General features: G+C 44.4%; 19 protein-coding genes. All 19 read left to right on the forward strand.

Translation table 11 applies throughout. From position 1 onward, the window contains the following. Positions 1–123: 123 nt before the first annotated feature. A complete protein-coding gene (locus AC1TPB_RS05755; protein WP_482075623.1) occupies positions 124–831 on the forward strand; it encodes a hypothetical protein in 708 nt (235 codons plus the stop codon). A gap of 35 nt (positions 832–866) precedes the next feature. After that, positions 867–1,643, forward strand: coding sequence for a phage terminase small subunit (terS, locus tag AC1TPB_RS05760; protein ID WP_482075624.1), 777 nt, complete (start codon positions 867–869; stop codon positions 1,641–1,643). Continuing rightward, positions 1,640–2,902, forward strand: a complete 1,263-nt coding sequence (locus AC1TPB_RS05765; RefSeq protein WP_482075625.1) for a PBSX family phage terminase large subunit — start codon at positions 1,640–1,642, stop codon at positions 2,900–2,902. The genes terS and AC1TPB_RS05765 overlap by 4 nt, the downstream gene beginning before the upstream one ends. 14 nt (positions 2,903–2,916) lie before the next feature. Beyond that, on the forward strand, positions 2,917–4,410 hold the full coding sequence (locus AC1TPB_RS05770) for a phage portal protein (protein WP_482075626.1): 1,494 nt from the start codon (positions 2,917–2,919) through the stop codon (positions 4,408–4,410). A gap of 1 nt (position 4,411) precedes the next feature. After that, positions 4,412–5,470, forward strand: coding sequence for a phage minor capsid protein (locus AC1TPB_RS05775; RefSeq protein WP_482075627.1), 1,059 nt, complete (start codon positions 4,412–4,414; stop codon positions 5,468–5,470). Further along, complete coding sequence (locus tag AC1TPB_RS05780; RefSeq protein WP_482075628.1) at positions 5,467–5,646, forward strand: BC1881 family protein; 180 nt, start codon at positions 5,467–5,469, stop codon at positions 5,644–5,646. Before AC1TPB_RS05775 ends, AC1TPB_RS05780 begins: the two co-directional genes overlap by 4 nt. Before the next feature lie 10 nt (positions 5,647–5,656). After that, positions 5,657–5,809, forward strand: a complete 153-nt coding sequence (locus AC1TPB_RS05785) for a hypothetical protein (protein WP_482075629.1) — start codon at positions 5,657–5,659, stop codon at positions 5,807–5,809. Between the two features lie 83 nt (positions 5,810–5,892). Next, entirely contained in the window at positions 5,893–6,549 is a 657-nt protein-coding gene (locus tag AC1TPB_RS05790; RefSeq protein ID WP_482075630.1) for a scaffolding protein, read from the forward strand. 14 nt (positions 6,550–6,563) lie between these two features. Continuing rightward, complete coding sequence (locus tag AC1TPB_RS05795) at positions 6,564–6,941, forward strand: head decoration protein (protein WP_482075631.1); 378 nt, start codon at positions 6,564–6,566, stop codon at positions 6,939–6,941. A 29-nt stretch (positions 6,942–6,970) separates the two neighbouring features. Next, the gene (locus AC1TPB_RS05800) at positions 6,971–8,110 is read left to right on the forward strand and encodes a major capsid protein (RefSeq protein ID WP_482075632.1); all 1,140 of its coding nucleotides are present in this window, start codon (positions 6,971–6,973) and stop codon (positions 8,108–8,110) included. Positions 8,111–8,150: 40 nt separating this feature from the next. After that, the gene (locus tag AC1TPB_RS05805) at positions 8,151–8,444 is read left to right on the forward strand and encodes a hypothetical protein (protein ID WP_482075633.1); all 294 of its coding nucleotides are present in this window, start codon (positions 8,151–8,153) and stop codon (positions 8,442–8,444) included. 9 nt (positions 8,445–8,453) lie between these two features. Beyond that, a complete protein-coding gene (locus tag AC1TPB_RS05810) occupies positions 8,454–8,834 on the forward strand; it encodes a hypothetical protein (RefSeq protein WP_482075634.1) in 381 nt (126 codons plus the stop codon). Beyond that, a complete protein-coding gene (locus AC1TPB_RS05815; RefSeq protein WP_482075635.1) occupies positions 8,831–9,163 on the forward strand; it encodes a hypothetical protein in 333 nt (110 codons plus the stop codon). The genes AC1TPB_RS05810 and AC1TPB_RS05815 overlap by 4 nt, the downstream gene beginning before the upstream one ends. Further along, positions 9,141–9,590, forward strand: coding sequence for an HK97 gp10 family phage protein (locus AC1TPB_RS05820; RefSeq protein ID WP_482075636.1), 450 nt, complete (start codon positions 9,141–9,143; stop codon positions 9,588–9,590). Before AC1TPB_RS05815 ends, AC1TPB_RS05820 begins: the two co-directional genes overlap by 23 nt. Positions 9,591–9,594: 4 nt before the next feature. Next, positions 9,595–10,002: a minor capsid protein gene (locus tag AC1TPB_RS05825; protein WP_482075637.1), complete on the forward strand. Its 408-nt coding sequence runs from the start codon at positions 9,595–9,597 to the stop codon at positions 10,000–10,002. Then, positions 9,999–10,550, forward strand: a complete 552-nt coding sequence (locus AC1TPB_RS05830) for a hypothetical protein (protein WP_482075638.1) — start codon at positions 9,999–10,001, stop codon at positions 10,548–10,550. Before AC1TPB_RS05825 ends, AC1TPB_RS05830 begins: the two co-directional genes overlap by 4 nt. Positions 10,551–10,619: 69 nt before the next feature. Then, positions 10,620–11,030, forward strand: a complete 411-nt coding sequence (locus AC1TPB_RS05835; protein ID WP_482075639.1) for a hypothetical protein — start codon at positions 10,620–10,622, stop codon at positions 11,028–11,030. Between the two features lie 29 nt (positions 11,031–11,059). Then, complete coding sequence (locus AC1TPB_RS05840; protein WP_482075640.1) at positions 11,060–11,326, forward strand: hypothetical protein; 267 nt, start codon at positions 11,060–11,062, stop codon at positions 11,324–11,326. Between the two features lie 4 nt (positions 11,327–11,330). Next, positions 11,331–15,431 carry a hypothetical protein gene (locus AC1TPB_RS05845; protein ID WP_482075641.1) on the forward strand — a complete coding sequence of 1,367 codons (4,101 nt, stop codon included), beginning with the start codon at positions 11,331–11,333 and terminating at the stop codon, positions 15,429–15,431.

The raw sequence follows: 15,431 nt of genomic DNA on the forward strand, positions 1-15,431 counted from the left end.
GAGAAATCAGCAGCAATGGACACTAAGAGGATAAAGGAACGTAAAGATTTTCAATGGTAACGCTCGAAGAAAATCCTATGCGAGCGTTCTTTCAAACTCAAATCATCATAGGCTTGTCGATAAATGGAACATAATGTACTATTGATGGGGGGAGTTGATGAACGAATGGAAAAAGGGAAGATACAAAATCCGTTGACGATAATAGCCATTTTTGCAGGGATTGCTGAAGTTGCTGGGACAGTTGTTTTATTAGGATTACCACTTGAAATTCAAAGGATATTTGTATGGTTCGTTATTGTGTTTCCAATCATTCTAATTGGAGCATTCTTTTTAATACTATTTCTGAAGCACGAAGTTCTTTATGCTCCTGGAGATTTTAAGGATGAACAATTCTTTATAGATCTTCTTGCGAAAAAGGATCGAGAAATCTACTCAACTCTAGTTACGGTAAACGAGGCGGTAGAAGAGGCGAAGCATTATACAGAGTCTGCTTCTCAAGAGCATATCCCTGGAGATGAGCAAAACAATGATGTGCTTAAAGATATGTTCGAGAGAATTGAGAAGAAAATTGAAGATGCTAAATTGAATACTATTGAATCCGATTTATTTAGTTCCATTACTATAAAAAATACATTGACTCCTGATCAAAGGAAAATTATCAAAATACTGAAAAACAACAAACTAGGATTAACAAGAAATGAGATATCTCAAGAGTTGGGTGTAAGGTCCATATTGCTTTACGCGATAGTAGATTCTCTCATTGACAGAAATATTGTTGTTAAAGAAGGGGAAAAGTATTATTTGAAGTCACAAGATATTATTAGCGCCTAAGGCGCTTTTTTTATTTCCGGAGGTGGTGATATGCAGTGGCGCGTGAACGTAGCACCAATCGCTTAGCTGCACAAAAACTGTGGCTCAAAAGCGGTCGGCAGATGAAGCTTGTAGACGTTGCTGAAGAACTTGGTGTGTCTGATGCTCTAGTCCGTAAATGGAAGTTTCTTGATAAGTGGGACGACATTCCGACAAGGCGGCCACGCGGAGCTCCGAGGGGCAATCAGAACGCCGTAGGTAATAAAGGCGGCGGTGCACCTGAAGGAAACCGAAACAACTTAAAGCATGGCTTATACAGCAAGTTTCTTCCGCAGAACGAGGAGTTTCAGGAGCTCATGGCTATGGTAAGTGAGCTAGATCCTTTAGATATGTTGTGGCAGGGTGTTGAAATTGCATTTGCTAAGCTGCTGTGGGCACAACGTATTATGTTTGTTACAGATAAAGAAGAGATGATCAAGGAACTTAAAAAGCGAAAGTTTGAGATTCATGACGTTGGGGAAGGTGAATCGAAACTAGAACCAATTGTCACCGAAGAAGAATATGAATTTCAGTTCTCTTGGGATCGCCAATCAACTGATATCAAGGCTTACTCAACTATTTCTCGTGAATTCCGTTCTGCGATGAAGCAATTCTTATCTGCAGCACCAGAGAATGATGAGCGTAGGATTAAGCTTGAATTAATGGAAGCACAGGTTGAAAAGGCCAAGATAGATACAGTTAAATTACAAATTGAAGCTGAAAAACTTGCTAAGAACACTGGGAATAAAGAGCCTCTGCGCATCGAGATCGACTACGGAGATGATGAATCATGAGTGCTGCAGTAAAGGTTCAGTTCAACGCTCATTTTCGAGATGTTAACCGTACACAGCGCCGTTATCGAGCTCTGCGTGGTAGTGCTGGTTCGGGAAAGTCGGTCAACATTGCGCAGGATTACATTCTAAAGCTTGGGGATCCGAAGTATGCTGGTGCTAACCTACTTTGCGTTCGTAAGGTCAATGAGACGAACCGTAACAGTACCTTTGCTGAGTTAACTGGGGCAATTAACCGAATATATGGCGATCGAGCAGAAGAGTATTGGGAAATCCTTCGTTCACCGCTTACAATCAGAAGCCGCGTTACAGGTAACGAGGTTATTTTTCGTGGGATGAATGATGTGCGAGACCGCGAGAAGGTCAAGTCCATTAACTTTGCACACGGGAAACTCGTGTGGATATGGGTAGAAGAAGCGACGGAGTTGCAGGAATCGGACATTGATATTCTAGATGACCGGCTGCGGGGGATATTGCTTAATCCGAACCTATACTATCAGATCACATTCACGTTTAACCCGGTATCAGCTACACACTGGATTAAGCGGAAGTATTTCGACAATGTCAGTCCGGACGTACTTACCAACCATTCAACCTACCTTCAAAATCGATTCATAGATCCTGCATATCATCGTCGTATGATGCGCCGGAAAGAAGAGGATCCGGAAGGCTATGCGATCTACGGGGAAGGTGAATGGGGCGAACTTGGTGGTCTTATCTTCAAGAACTTCATCATTCACGACTTCGAAACGTCGTTCGATATGTTCGATACCATGCATTTGGCGCAAGACTTTGGTTTTAACCATGCAAACTGTATTCTCACGGTCGGTGTTAAAGATGGTGAGTTTTTTGTTTGCAACGAAATCTATGTTCATGAAATGGCAACAGATGCAATTATTGAAATGGCAGACAGGCAGGAGCTCAGTAAGTATCTTGCAATGTATTGTGATTCTGCCGAGCCCGATCGCATTCAGATGTGGCAGAATGCCGGATACAATGCATCGGGTGTTGTTAAGGAGCCTGGTAGTGTTGTAGCTCAGATCGATTACCTTAAGCAACGTAAGATACACATTCATCCGGATTGCGTCAATACGATCAAAGAGATACAACAGTGGTCGTGGAAGAAGGACAAGAAGACAGGGCTTTACTTGGACGAGCCAGTTAACGCATTCGATGATGCAATGGCAGCTCTACGCTACTCAGCTGAGCCATTACGTAGACCGGAATTACTTTATACAAATCAACGTCCGAGTGGATGGTAGAAAGGAGATAGGGTATGACGATCAATTACTTGAAAAAGAAGTTCCCACCAGCACCGTTCGACAAGGATGTGGAGCTGATGAAGTATTATCGTGCTTTATATGAAGGCGATCACGCTGAAATATTTCCACGAGCTAAGATGGTGGGCGCTGATAGACAAAAGAAATGGCGGCGTAAGAGCTTGCGTGAATGGGAAGAGACGCATGAGACCATTCAGACGAATCACCCGTACATCGTTGCAAACTTCTCTTGCCTGGTTGCAGAGGTACCAGCTGACCTCGTTAATCGTGCTCTCGGTAACATATCAGCGGACACTGAAGAAGGGCCTGAGTTAGAATTCGTTTCTAATGTAGTAGGGGCTTCCAAAGTTAACGACAAGATATGGGCAGCTGTCACGCAGCAGCAGGTAGACGGTGTTATTGCATATAGAGTACGCCGCAATGATCGTAACAAGGTATGGTTCGAGTGGTTGCTAGGTGATCGCTACCTTCCGCATGATGATGATCAGGGTGCTGACATTGCTTGGATAGAAGAGTGGGGCGACGAGAATAACAAGAAGCGGTTCCTTCGCGTAGAACGGCAGTTGCTTACTGAAACAGGACTGGCTGTGCAGCAGCTCGTTTATAAGATGGATGCTGATAACGTCACAGATGAGTTGGATGTTAAGGAATATGCTCAGGAGTACGGAATAACAGTACCTGATGATTCAGACCTGCCAGGTGTAACCGAATTGCTTTGCGGCTACGTACCTAATGACGATACGCTAGGTACTCCGAGAGGGCGGTCGTCACTCAGAAACATCGACATGCTGCAGGAAGAAATCAACTGGACCATTACAAGAGACAGCATTGTTTTCGAGAAGCATGGGAAGCCGAAGTTGGCTATTCCTCGTGCGCTATGGGATACGGTGGCCAATCAAAACATGCAACACTATGGAGGGCGATTTGTACGTAGTGCTGACCTAGAAGTGGTCAGCTATGATGAGAAAAACGGTGCTGTGCCAATGTATATTACATGGGATGCTAAGACGGAGCATTCCTTTTCTCACGTTGAGCGACTAATAAAGTACATGCTTGCTGTTAGTAAGACATCGCCACAAGCTGCAGGTCTTGAAGAAGGTGGTGGTGCTAAGGCGGCTGTCGCAATGCTATATGAATGGATGGTTTCGGTTATTAAAGCCGAGGCGGTTCAATCTAAATTTGATGTAGCGCTTAAGGATGCCATTCGTAAGTGCATGATCTTAGAAAATGTTCTCGGATCGTCTCAATTAGATGTAAAGTCGCCCGTTGTTGAATGGGGCGACATGCTTCCTAAAGCAGAGAGCGAAAGAGCTACGGAAGAAATCGAGAAGTACGAAGCTGGCGTACAATCACTTGAAACAACGGTGCGCAATATCCATCCAGATTGGTCAGAAGAAGCGATCCAAGAAGAAATTACGAAGATTGAAGATGGTAAAGCGATTGATACGCTTGATCCTCAATACCGGCAACCGCCTAAAGTGACGGTGTAGTATGGCTACCGTTGAGCAATTGGTCGAACTATACAGTCGGACTGATGAAAGACTACGAGCGCTTATACAGTCGCTAGAGAGCGGAAGCATTGGACAACGACGCAAAGAAATACTGCTTCGACAGGTTGAAGCTATCTTAGCCGAATTAACGGGCGAAGCTGGTACGCAAATGGCTACCTTACTCGGTGACTCGTATCGTGCTGGAACCGTTGCTGCTGTCGAAAGTATTGTTAGTGCTGGTGTAGCTGCTAATACGATTGAACAAACGTTAAAGCCACTTATTCACCAACGAGCGGTACAGGCGATCATGGATGAATCCTTCTATTCAATCTTAGAAGCTAGTGATAACATGTCAGCTGATGCTAAGAGTAGAATCGAACGAGTAGTCAGAACGGCGAACGAACGGTCTTTGACCGAGGGAATGAGTCGCAGGCAAGCGACTAAGGAAGCAATTGCTGATCTAAATAACCGTGGCATTACTGGCATGATCGCGAAGAATGGCGCTCAGATACCAGCTGATAAGTACATTTCAGGAGTTGTTCATTACCATCAACGTAAGGCTCATGTAACAGGCGCCGAAGAGACGATCAAGCAGAATAATCTCGATCTAGTCTTCGTTAATTTTGTTGGTATAACTTGTGAGTACTGTGCAGTGTACCAGGGGCGCGTGTACAGCATTAGCGGCAGTGATAAGAGGTTCCCAAAGTTTGAGATAAAACCGCCTTATCATTCACATTGCGTTCATTCTATTTCGGCTTGGATCGAGGAGTACACTCCTGCTGATGAGATTGAGCGAATGATTGAGCAGTCAAATAGACCGTTTACGGATAACCGTACCGAGGTAAACATAAAACGCTACAAGGAACGGCAGCTTAATAAGTCCCGTAAGAACGCAACCCGTAAGCAATGGATCCGCTATAAAGGAGTACTACCGAACGATACACCTAACCTTAAGCAGTTCGCAAGCCAGAAGGCTCGCAATACCAAAACATACCGTGAGCTGCAGGAAGATTATCGAAAAGTGAATGCCCAGGCTAAGAGAGAAGGTGAGAAGAAATGAAGGTCATTAAAAAACCGGAAGAATTAAGCACGAAGCAACTTACAGACATACTCATAAGTAGGAACGGCGTTAGCGCTGCATCTATTGAACTGCATGAAACGGTCACTATGACATCTAGTAAAGGTGACGTTATTCATATTACTGGACCAGCAATTATCATCGTGAATAAAGACTAGGGGTGATGATGTGAAAAAGAAATTTATCATTGAAGTCGATATTGTCGAAGGTACAGTTGATTACGAGAACCCGGACGAACTAACCTTCTTCGAAGTACTCGGGGCAATGGAATATGTGAAATTGATGATATCTAATAAATACGATGAAGAAGTCGCTGAATAGGCGGCTTTTTCTTTTGTCCAAAACGTGGTAAGACATTAAACTGCTACTCGGTAGTCCACCCGGACTTAAAACAGGAGGTATTTATGAAAGAGATCATAGAAAAAAAGTTTTCATTGAAACTGGATTTACAGACATTTGCTGGAGAGCCACCAGTCGTTCCTCCAGTTGTACCGCCTGTTACTCCTCCTGCCGAGCCACCTAAGACATTCACTCAAGCTGAGCTTGATGCAGCTGTTCAGTCGCGGTTACCACGAGCAGAGAAAGCTGGTCAATTGGCACTAGCGAAGGAGTTGGGTTATGACTCAGTGGAAGCAATGCAAACTGCTCTCAAGCCAAAGGAGAAAATTGATCCTGCTGCACCTGTCGATGTAGACAAGCTACTCGAGGAAAAGTTGAAGGAACAGAACGACAAGACCTTCAAGCGACTACTCGCTTCCGAGGTTAAGGTTTTGGCAAACGAACTTGGGTTTGCCGATTGGGAGGATGCTCACGCACTTGCTGATCTGACAAAGGTCACTGAGGACGATAAAGGTAACCTTACTGGCGTGAAAGAAGCGATGGAAGAGTTACTGAAGAAGAAGCCGCACTTGGGAAAGCAAAAGCCTGGTGGTTCGTTTGGCGCTCCCGTTCCTAACTCCCAGGAACAACGTAAGAAATCGCAAGAAGCAATAATCAATCTAGCAAAGAACCGAGGAGCGGCAAGCAGCCAAGCTGTGCATGATCCTTGGGCTAATAAATAAGGAGGTTTTGAGATATGCGTTTACAACCAAGTCAACGATTCAATGTGCAAGATGAGCCCGAGATTCTTGCATCATTTGAAGTTATTCGTGAAGTAACGAATGGAATTACGATTGATTCAGCAGCAATTACGGCTGATGGCAAGGGTGACAAGATCATCAAGAAAGGCATGCCAATGGCGAAGCTAACTGCGGGAGGTAAGTGGGCGCCTTATGATCCAGACGGTATCGACGGTAGCGAGAATCCAACAGTAATCCTAAAGCGCACAGTCAACGTTAAAGATGGCGATCATGTTGTCGGTGGGTACGAGGTAGGTAAGTTTATTACAGAGCGTATTCCTGTGACTGTTGACGCTGCGCTCATCGCTAAGATGCCACATATCGTATTTGCCTAGACCATTAAAGAGAGGAATGAACATTAATTATGATGAAAGAAATAAAATATCGATTAAAGTTGAACCTTCAAACGTTCGCTGATGGCGATCCGCTAGATTTGACGCTTGAAAGTGCCTTGTCCGGTGACGATTTACTTGTTTACTCCCGTAACTTGGAAGTTTCCAACGAATACCTTCACCCTGTACTATTCCCGGCTCGTGAAACATCAGAGCTTACTGTTGATGTCATTAAAGAGGCATCGCAAAGCCTGCCAGTTATGGCTAAAATTGCTGAGCTTGGCACTGAGGTTGAATATGCATCTCGTGAGGGTATGAGTGGTACCCGCATTGAGATTCCAAAGATTCAACTCGGTCGTTATATGGACGAGCGTCTAGTGCGTCTCGCTCTACAAGCATCTCAAAGCTTTGGTTTACGTAGTGAGGAGATCAACCAGCTGCGTAACAGACAACTTAACGATGCCCAGTTCGCTGTTGACTCGATTCTTGCCCGTCGTGAATGGATTGCTCTGACAAGCGTATGGAGCGGTGGCGTGAATTACGTCGAAGGTAACGTCAACGTTCAAGTAGACTTCGGCTACACTTCTGAGCAGAAGCCAGTGCTTTCTGGCACTGACAAATGGGATGATTTCGAAAACTCTACTCCATTGGATGATATTCAAGGTTGGGTAGATGCTTGGAGAGCAAAAGGTATTCGTTTGCGCCGAGCTATGACGTCACAGAAGATTATCACGCTGCTTCGCCGTAATCTTTCCATTCGTAAGCATTACCATGGTGATCCAAGCGGATCAGCTCAGCCACCAGGACTAACAAAGGCACAGCTTGATTCCGTATTCAGCGAGATGGAGTTCCCAGTGTTAGTTGCTTACGACACACAGGCTCGTACTGAGGATCGTGCACTAACTGGTGGTAAGCTTTCGTTCACAACTGTACGTATGACACCAGAGAATCGATTCATTCTTCTTCCAGATGGTCCGCTCGGTAATTACCTATGGGCAAAGACAACGGAAGAAATGATTGCTGAGATCGAGGCAGAGCAAACGGGTGATATGGGGCTATATGTATTCCGGGATGTTACGAAGAACCCTATCCGCTTACGTACTGCAGGCGTTGCATTGAACTTCCCAGCATTCGCTTGGGCTGACAGCGTAGTTTCTGCAACGGTTATCTAGTAGGGCACCTCACGGTGCTCTTTTTATTTTGATAGAAAGGGTGAATACAGTGAAGATCAAACTTAATAGCATAGTTAAGGTACAAGGATTGTGGAAAAAACCTGGCGACGAAGTAATTGTTTCGGACGAACTGGGTAATGAGTTGATTGCAAAGGGCTGCGGTGTTCTTGTACCTAAGTCGCAAGCAGAGATCGATGCGGAAGAACTTGCATTAAAGGCAGATGAAGAAGCCGCCAAAGCACTTGTTGAAAAAGAAGAAGCTGAGCGTAAGGCTGTTGAAGCCAAAGTGAAGAAAGAAGCTGCCGATAAGGCTAAGGCCGAGGCGAAAGAGTAGGTGAGCACTATGGATCATGTGGAAGTAGGCGACTGGATCGATTCCAATCTCTTGGACACTGAAGCTTGGGATCGATCGGCAAAGCAGGCTATTGCAGTGGTCCAAGCCGAGCGCAATCTAGCAAGATGGTATCCAGACGTGACCTTAACTGTTGACGTGGTAGCCTATCAATCTATCTGGGAGCTTCAAGGGATCGATCCTGCACTTAAGTATCAGAAACATAACGTCAAGCAGGTGAGTGACAACGGCGAGTCCGTTAGCTACAAAGACGGTGAACGCCCTGTGGTAGCGCCTGACGTGCGTGATATGTTAGGGGTTACTGCTGATGAGCTTGCGGAACTGGAAGCCGAGGAAGCAGCACAGAAGCAGTATGGTGGTGCTTTGCTATGAGTCTCTTTGGCTATCCAGCAACCGTAACGCACCATCATTCTGAATTAGATGATTGGGGTCGTCCGCTACCACCTTCAGAAGAGGATAGAGCTGCTAAGGTTGTTGAAGAACAGAGGCTAATCAAAAATGCCAAGGGCGAAGAAATACAGATCGCCTATGAGATTCATGTTGAGGGTGTTATACCTATTAGCTTCGACGATTATTTTGTATACACCAATGCCCTTGGTCTTGAAATCCGTTGTGATGTAGCTCATTACGAGGTCCGTAAGTTTCTCGGTACCGACGATGTGAAGAAGGTGATCGTCTATGGCAGACCGAGGAACATTTAGTTTTAATCTTGATGGACTCGAAGCAATGTATTCAGCTTATGATGCTGCGCTCGATGAAATCGATAAACGAGTCGATGAAACACTTACTACGTTAGCATCGCAGATCATTCATGATGCAAAACGACTTGCGCCGAATCTATCCGGCGACTTAGAAGGTGCATTGATAGTTGGCGAGGTCAAACAACTGATTGGTGTGTCTTACATTGAATTCGGAACAAGCCCAGAAGTGGACCATTATGCTATTCCGCAGCACGAAGGTTTCCGGAAGACTGCGAAAGGGACTTTGGTTACATTCACGCCGGGGGAAAATACCTTGAGCAAGGGAGAATACAATGGATATATGCCCGGTAAGAAGTTTCTCGAAAATGCTCTGAAAATGAACGAACAACGGATCATTGAAGAGCTATCTAAGATTTTGGGAGGGTAAGCGGGTGCTTTCAAATGATTTCATTGATTATTTAAGAGCATCCGGCTATACCGTTTATCCAGATGCTGACTTTATACCTGCGGAGTTTCCCGAAAACAAGCTACCCTGTTTATTTGTAATGGATTCGGGTGGTTATGCTCTTCACAACTATGTACCGACCGAGAAACCCACGTGGCAGGTCATTGTTAAGGGCAAGTCATACAAAGCACATCCTGCGAACAAGGCTGCAACGGAAGCCCTCGCAAAGCAACTCACGAAGGATTTGCACCGCAAGTCGAATTACTTAGTAGGAAGCACGCACGTATTTTCTAGCTTGGCGATGCAGCAACCTATTCCACTTGGTCTAGACGAAAAGGACAGACCAATGTATTCAATCAATTTTCTGTTTTACACAAAGGAGGCACAATCATGAGTGTTGTTGATGAGATTTTTGCTGGACCTGGTATTTTTATCTGGGGTATCGAGGAAGACGGCACTGAGGAAGCGGATGCAGCCATCTTTGATCTGACGCAAGGCGGCATCGTGTTTACAACGACAACAACGTATTTCGAACCGACACTTGATCAGACGGGCACTGCTCCAGTCAAAACGATTAAAACGGGCACGACTGGGAATGTAGCATTTGAATCACCATCAATTGATTACAGAAAAGTCGTTAAGTTTGATACTGACGTCACAGAAGTAATTGATGCTACAGACGCTGAAAAACGGAAGTATAATGTAACTGGTCTTGCTGGACAAGTTCTGCCGGCTAAACGTGCAGTTATCAAGCCGCAAGGTATCTCTGATCCGAACTATTACATCTACATTGCACGTTGTGCTATTAAGTTCGATGCAAACTACGGTTTTGTATTGGACAACAACCTTCGTATGCCAGTAAACGCTATGGCGTACCCAGATCTTGATGCTGTACCGAAGGGCCTTGTATATACCTGGGGAGATATTACTGCAACGGCTTAATTTATTTTTATACAGTATAAGGGAAGGCTATCAGCCTTCTCTTTTTTATTTCAGCCCGTAGGAGGGATCATGATGCTAAACCTATTCAATAAAAAGAACCGAGTTCAACTAGGGACTAAACAGATTGAAATACCGAAGTTAACCCGAACAAGGCTCAAGAAACTGACTGACCACATTGGTACGATCGGGGAGTTTCTTGTGAAGTTGTTCCTCACTCCCGAAAACGACCGAGCAGTGTTTCTTGTAGCAGCTGCTGATGTAACTATAGATGAAATATATGAATTAACTTCACTTTTGAGCGATCTGCCAATGGAGTATTTAGATGAACATGCTTCATTCGCTGAATGTAGCGAATTCCTGAAGCTAACATGGGAGAAGAACGACATTAACGCAGCTCTGGGAAACTTGAGCGGCCTGATCCCGCCGATGGCGCAGCAGTTCGTACAGAGCGTGATCGGAAGGATGCAGGCCAGAGAATAACAACAGATGAATTTGTTTTACGTTGCTGCTTGATCCTTGGAAAAACGCAGCATGAGGTTGAGAACGGCTATGCCTGGATTGATCTACCAAGACTAATTGAAATTAGTGGAGAACGACGTGCTAGAGAACTGTTAGAAAATATTGAGGTTGCTACATTCCCTCATCTTTCTGACGAAAAGGCTCGGGAAGCTATATTGAAACAGCATCGTGAGAAGTTACCTAAGCCGCAACCAGTACCACCGAAATCGGCTGAAGAACAATATCAAGCATTACAGATGCGTATGAGGGGAGGTTAAATGGATGGCAGTCGAAATAGGAGAATTGAGAGCTAAGTTAACTGCTGAGTCACAACAAATGCGGCAAGAAGTCCAAGCCGTCAAGAAAGAATTTCAGAGCCTTGGGGAACAAGGAAAGAAGACAGCCACTGATTTTAAGTCAGTAGAGTCAGCCATTGGTCAGGTTGGAGCTTCTAAAGAAAAACTAACTAATTTAACTGCAACGCTTGATAATGTGAATGCTCGGATCGAGCTGCAGCGAAAAAAACTAGCTGAACTGAGAGAATCGTATGCCAATACTTTTAACGAGGGGGCTAAGTCCAAGTTACAAGATCAAATACTGAGATCGGAAGCTGCTTTGATAAAACTGACACAAACCTCCAATAACACCGCCCAAAAAATGTGGGAACTGGAAGACAGTATGAATCAAGTTGCTCAAGAGAGTCAGCAAGCTGCTACTAGTCTAGATGTTTTTGAAGATGCATTAAAGGGAATTGGGTTAAACGCAGATCAGATTAAAATTGTTAAAAAAAATCTGGACACAGTGGATCCAACCAAACTAGATCGTCAATTTGATGAATTAAGCGCTGCTCTAAAAAAGTTGGGTGTAGATAGTCAGCAGATAGATAAGATTACTAAGGAATTGCGGGAAACTGAAGTAGAGGCAGGCAATGCAAAACAAGGTATTAATGCTCTTGCATCTGGTATCGCTGCTCTTGGAGCTGGTGCCACGTTGGCCAAGCTTGTTAATACGGTTAAGACACTATCTTCCGAAGCGCATGATCTTTCTAACTCTTATCGAGGTCTAGCGGTTGTTTCTAAATCGTTTAACGTTGATTCAGAGCAAGCAGTTGGTCTTGCCGAGAAGTTAGCTGACCAATGGGGACTAAACAAGGGTGCGCTGTCTGACACGGTTAAAACCTATTTATCTCTTAACATGTCGCTCGAGGAAACGGAAAAGATCATTACAGCAACTGCTGATGCTGCAGTATATAATCGTGAGGTACATTTATCCTGGGAAGATGCGATAAAAAACGTATCGCAAGGTATCAAAGCAGGAAACTCCAACTTAACGGATTCCGCAGGAATAACAACCAACTTATCCGTCATGCAAGATCGTTACGCTAAATCTATTGGAACGACTGCAGCTAAGCTCACGGAAGCTCAAAAGATTCAAGCAGCCTATAATGGGATGCTTGATGAGGGAGCCATCTTTGCAGGTAACGCAGATGACGCTATGACGGGATATACAGGTACTCAGGCTACTTTTACCCAGACGATAGCTGAGGCGCGCACGGAATTAGGAGAAGCGTATATTCCTGCAATAGAACGGGTATTGGAGTTGGTAACTCCGCTGATACGTGATTTTGCTTTGTGGGCTGATACTAATAAAGAGACAGTTGCCGGGCTTACTGCTGCGGCGATAGGAGTGACGGCACTAATCGCAGTAGTCGGTGCGCTAGCTGCTGCCTTTCTAGTGTTGAATGCGGCGATGGGTCCAGTTGGGTGGATACTTCTTGGAATAGGGGCGCTTGCTGCAGGGGCGACTGCTTATCAATTCGCGGTAGATGCAACATCTGATTCCGTTTGGAAATTTGCGCAGAATCAAGATGAACTTAATAAGAAGTTATCTGAATCCCCAATTAATAGGTCAACTGAAGATGTAAAAGCATTGCAAAAGGATATCGATACTATTAATGAATTGTTAATTAAACGTAAAGATCTTCAAGAGGAGTTTAACCTACTCTATGCGCAATTAAGCCAAGCGGACACTACAGAAGAGTTCCGAGAAGCACGTAAGGCATTACAACTCCTTGCACCTGAATTAGATTCAGTGAACAATGCTCTAGAAGAGTTAGGAATTACAGAACAAAACGCTGCCGCAGTCGTGTCTAAAATGACAAGAGAGCTAGAAGCGTCAACACCTGCTTTACGCGAACTCCGTATGGAAACGTTAAAGGAAATCGCGGCGAAGGAGGATGCGGCGGCTGAATCCGCTACTTTAGCGACACGCTATCGGGAACTCCGTGAAGCTCAAAAACTCACAAAAGGAGAGTCTGAGGAGTTAACATCAGTCATTACACAATTAACGCAGAAGTATCCGGACTTGCATACGGAAATTGACGAGCAGGGTCGCCTACTCATCATTAACGAAGGGTTACTAGGCAACTTAGTTACCGCGGAACAAGATGCAGCAGCGGCAGCACTTGCAGCAGAAGCTTCAACAAAGGCATCGAGGGTTCGTACTGCTCAAGCTACAGTTGAAGCAATCACTACGCAAATAAAAGCAATGCAGGCGTTGGCTAATGCTGAACAATCTGAACGAAGTAAATCACTTGGTTCTATTGGCGATTTTGCGGACAACGTCGTAAAGGGTGCGGCAAATAGCGCAATATCCAACAAAGAATCAGAGCTATCTAGGGAGTTGGCATTAATCAAATCGTTACAACTAGAAATTGATGCGATTGATACGGGTACGTATCGCTCACTTTTTGATACGGGTAGGCCGGATTCTGGTGCGACAGACGATAAGAAAAAGAAATCTACTAAAAAGGCTAAGACAAAGGCAGAGTTGCAACAAGAGGAGTATCAGGAAGCTCTTAGATATATTGAATACAAAAAAAATCTGAATCAGATGAGCGAAAAACAAGAACTTGCTGCTCTTCAGCGCTTAGAACAGAAATACAAAGAGAACGCCGAGATCCGTAGGGATTTAGAGGTCCGGGTTTATCAGCTAAAGGATGAGATGTATAAGAAAGAATATAGTGAAGCCTTGAAGCTCATCAATTATAAAAGGGAACTTGGTCAGATGAGTGAGAAGCAAGAGTTAGCTCGCTTAGAGACCATGCAACAAAAATACAAAGACAATAAAGATCTTCAAGAAGAACTTGAGCTTAAAATATACAAGCTCAAGGAACAAATAGCGCAAAAAGATTATCAGCATAGTAATGAGTGGATTACACAAGAAGAGCGTCGTATGGTGCTAGCTGGAGCATCTGAGGAAGCCATTACCAAAATGAAACTTGAAGCTTGGACGAGAGTTAGAAATCGTTACGAGAAGGACAGTGAACTATACAAGCAAGCTGACACGCAGGTTTATAACTTGAAGGTTAATCAGATGAAAACCTTGGCTAAAGCTGAGACAGAGGCTGCTAAGGAGCGTGAAAAGCTCTCAAAGGAAACCATGGATAAGGCTCTTAAGGCGATCGATAAGGCAAAGAAAGCTGAGCTTGATGCACTCGATGTGCGCAAAAAGGCCATCCAGAAGTTTTATGCTGACCAAGCTGAGATGATCGATGAAGGCGAGCGGTTAAAAGAGCGTAATGAGTTAGAAGCAGAGATGGACAAGTACCGTTATGCTACTTCTGAAAAGGGTCAGAAGCACTTTTTGGAGCTACAAGACAAGCTTCGGCTCATGGATGTCGAGGACCAGAAACGAAGCTTGGAAGACGAACGTGATCAGAAGCTCGATGCTTTAGATGATCAGAAGAAAGATATCGAGAGTTGGTACGATGATCTTAAAGAAGCAACGGGTAACCTAACTAGCGATTTAACAACATTGTACAAGCTTGCTGATGATGAACGGCTTCAATCATTTGTCACCACGAATACCAAAATCATAGAAGAGATGAACAAATTAAAAGCCTCTATGGCCGGTGTAAGTGAAAGTGATACGCCCGCTGTTTCTCAGATGATCGCCAACAGTGAGGAATGGAAGGGAGCTACTCCAGAAAGGCGTAAGGAATTAGAATCGGAGAATCAGATGCTAGGTGCATCGATCAGTGCAAGCTATAACTCTACAAAAGGTAAATGGTCTAATGCAGACGGTACGCCATTGTATCATACGGGTGGAATAGCCGGAGAAATGAATTTTCGTAATGAGAATGACCTGATGCCTAGTGAGATAAATGCAATTTTAGAACGTGGAGAAGCAGTGATGACTCCACAGCAAGTTAGTAGTCTTGTTACAGCAGATAGTGGAACGAAGGTGTATGTCGAGAAAGTAGTAGGAGTTGAGATGCATGACGTTACCTTAGAAGATGAGATCGATCTGAGGTCATACGAACGTTCTGGCGGCAATGAAGCTGCTGAAATACTCCGTAAGCAACTTACAGGAGGTGGATGA

The organism is Paenibacillus sp. Y951, from assembly GCF_056786395.1.

Coding starts and splice junctions, on each gene's coding strand:
- AC1TPB_RS05790 (WP_482075630.1), top strand. CDS start 5,893: ATGAAAGAGATCATAGAAAAAAAGTTTTCATTGAAACTGGATTTACAG.
- AC1TPB_RS05845 (WP_482075641.1), top strand. CDS start 11,331: ATGGCAGTCGAAATAGGAGAATTGAGAGCTAAGTTAACTGCTGAGTCA.
- AC1TPB_RS05795 (WP_482075631.1), top strand. CDS start 6,564: ATGCGTTTACAACCAAGTCAACGATTCAATGTGCAAGATGAGCCCGAG.
- AC1TPB_RS05820 (WP_482075636.1), top strand. CDS start 9,141: ATGGCAGACCGAGGAACATTTAGTTTTAATCTTGATGGACTCGAAGCA.
- AC1TPB_RS05775 (WP_482075627.1), top strand. CDS start 4,412: ATGGCTACCGTTGAGCAATTGGTCGAACTATACAGTCGGACTGATGAA.
- AC1TPB_RS05770 (WP_482075626.1), top strand. CDS start 2,917: ATGACGATCAATTACTTGAAAAAGAAGTTCCCACCAGCACCGTTCGAC.
- AC1TPB_RS05755 (WP_482075623.1), top strand. CDS start 124: ATGGAACATAATGTACTATTGATGGGGGGAGTTGATGAACGAATGGAA.
- AC1TPB_RS05800 (WP_482075632.1), top strand. CDS start 6,971: ATGATGAAAGAAATAAAATATCGATTAAAGTTGAACCTTCAAACGTTC.
- AC1TPB_RS05815 (WP_482075635.1), top strand. CDS start 8,831: ATGAGTCTCTTTGGCTATCCAGCAACCGTAACGCACCATCATTCTGAA.
- AC1TPB_RS05830 (WP_482075638.1), top strand. CDS start 9,999: ATGAGTGTTGTTGATGAGATTTTTGCTGGACCTGGTATTTTTATCTGG.
- AC1TPB_RS05835 (WP_482075639.1), top strand. CDS start 10,620: ATGATGCTAAACCTATTCAATAAAAAGAACCGAGTTCAACTAGGGACT.
- AC1TPB_RS05810 (WP_482075634.1), top strand. CDS start 8,454: ATGGATCATGTGGAAGTAGGCGACTGGATCGATTCCAATCTCTTGGAC.
- AC1TPB_RS05765 (WP_482075625.1), top strand. CDS start 1,640: ATGAGTGCTGCAGTAAAGGTTCAGTTCAACGCTCATTTTCGAGATGTT.
- AC1TPB_RS05780 (WP_482075628.1), top strand. CDS start 5,467: ATGAAGGTCATTAAAAAACCGGAAGAATTAAGCACGAAGCAACTTACA.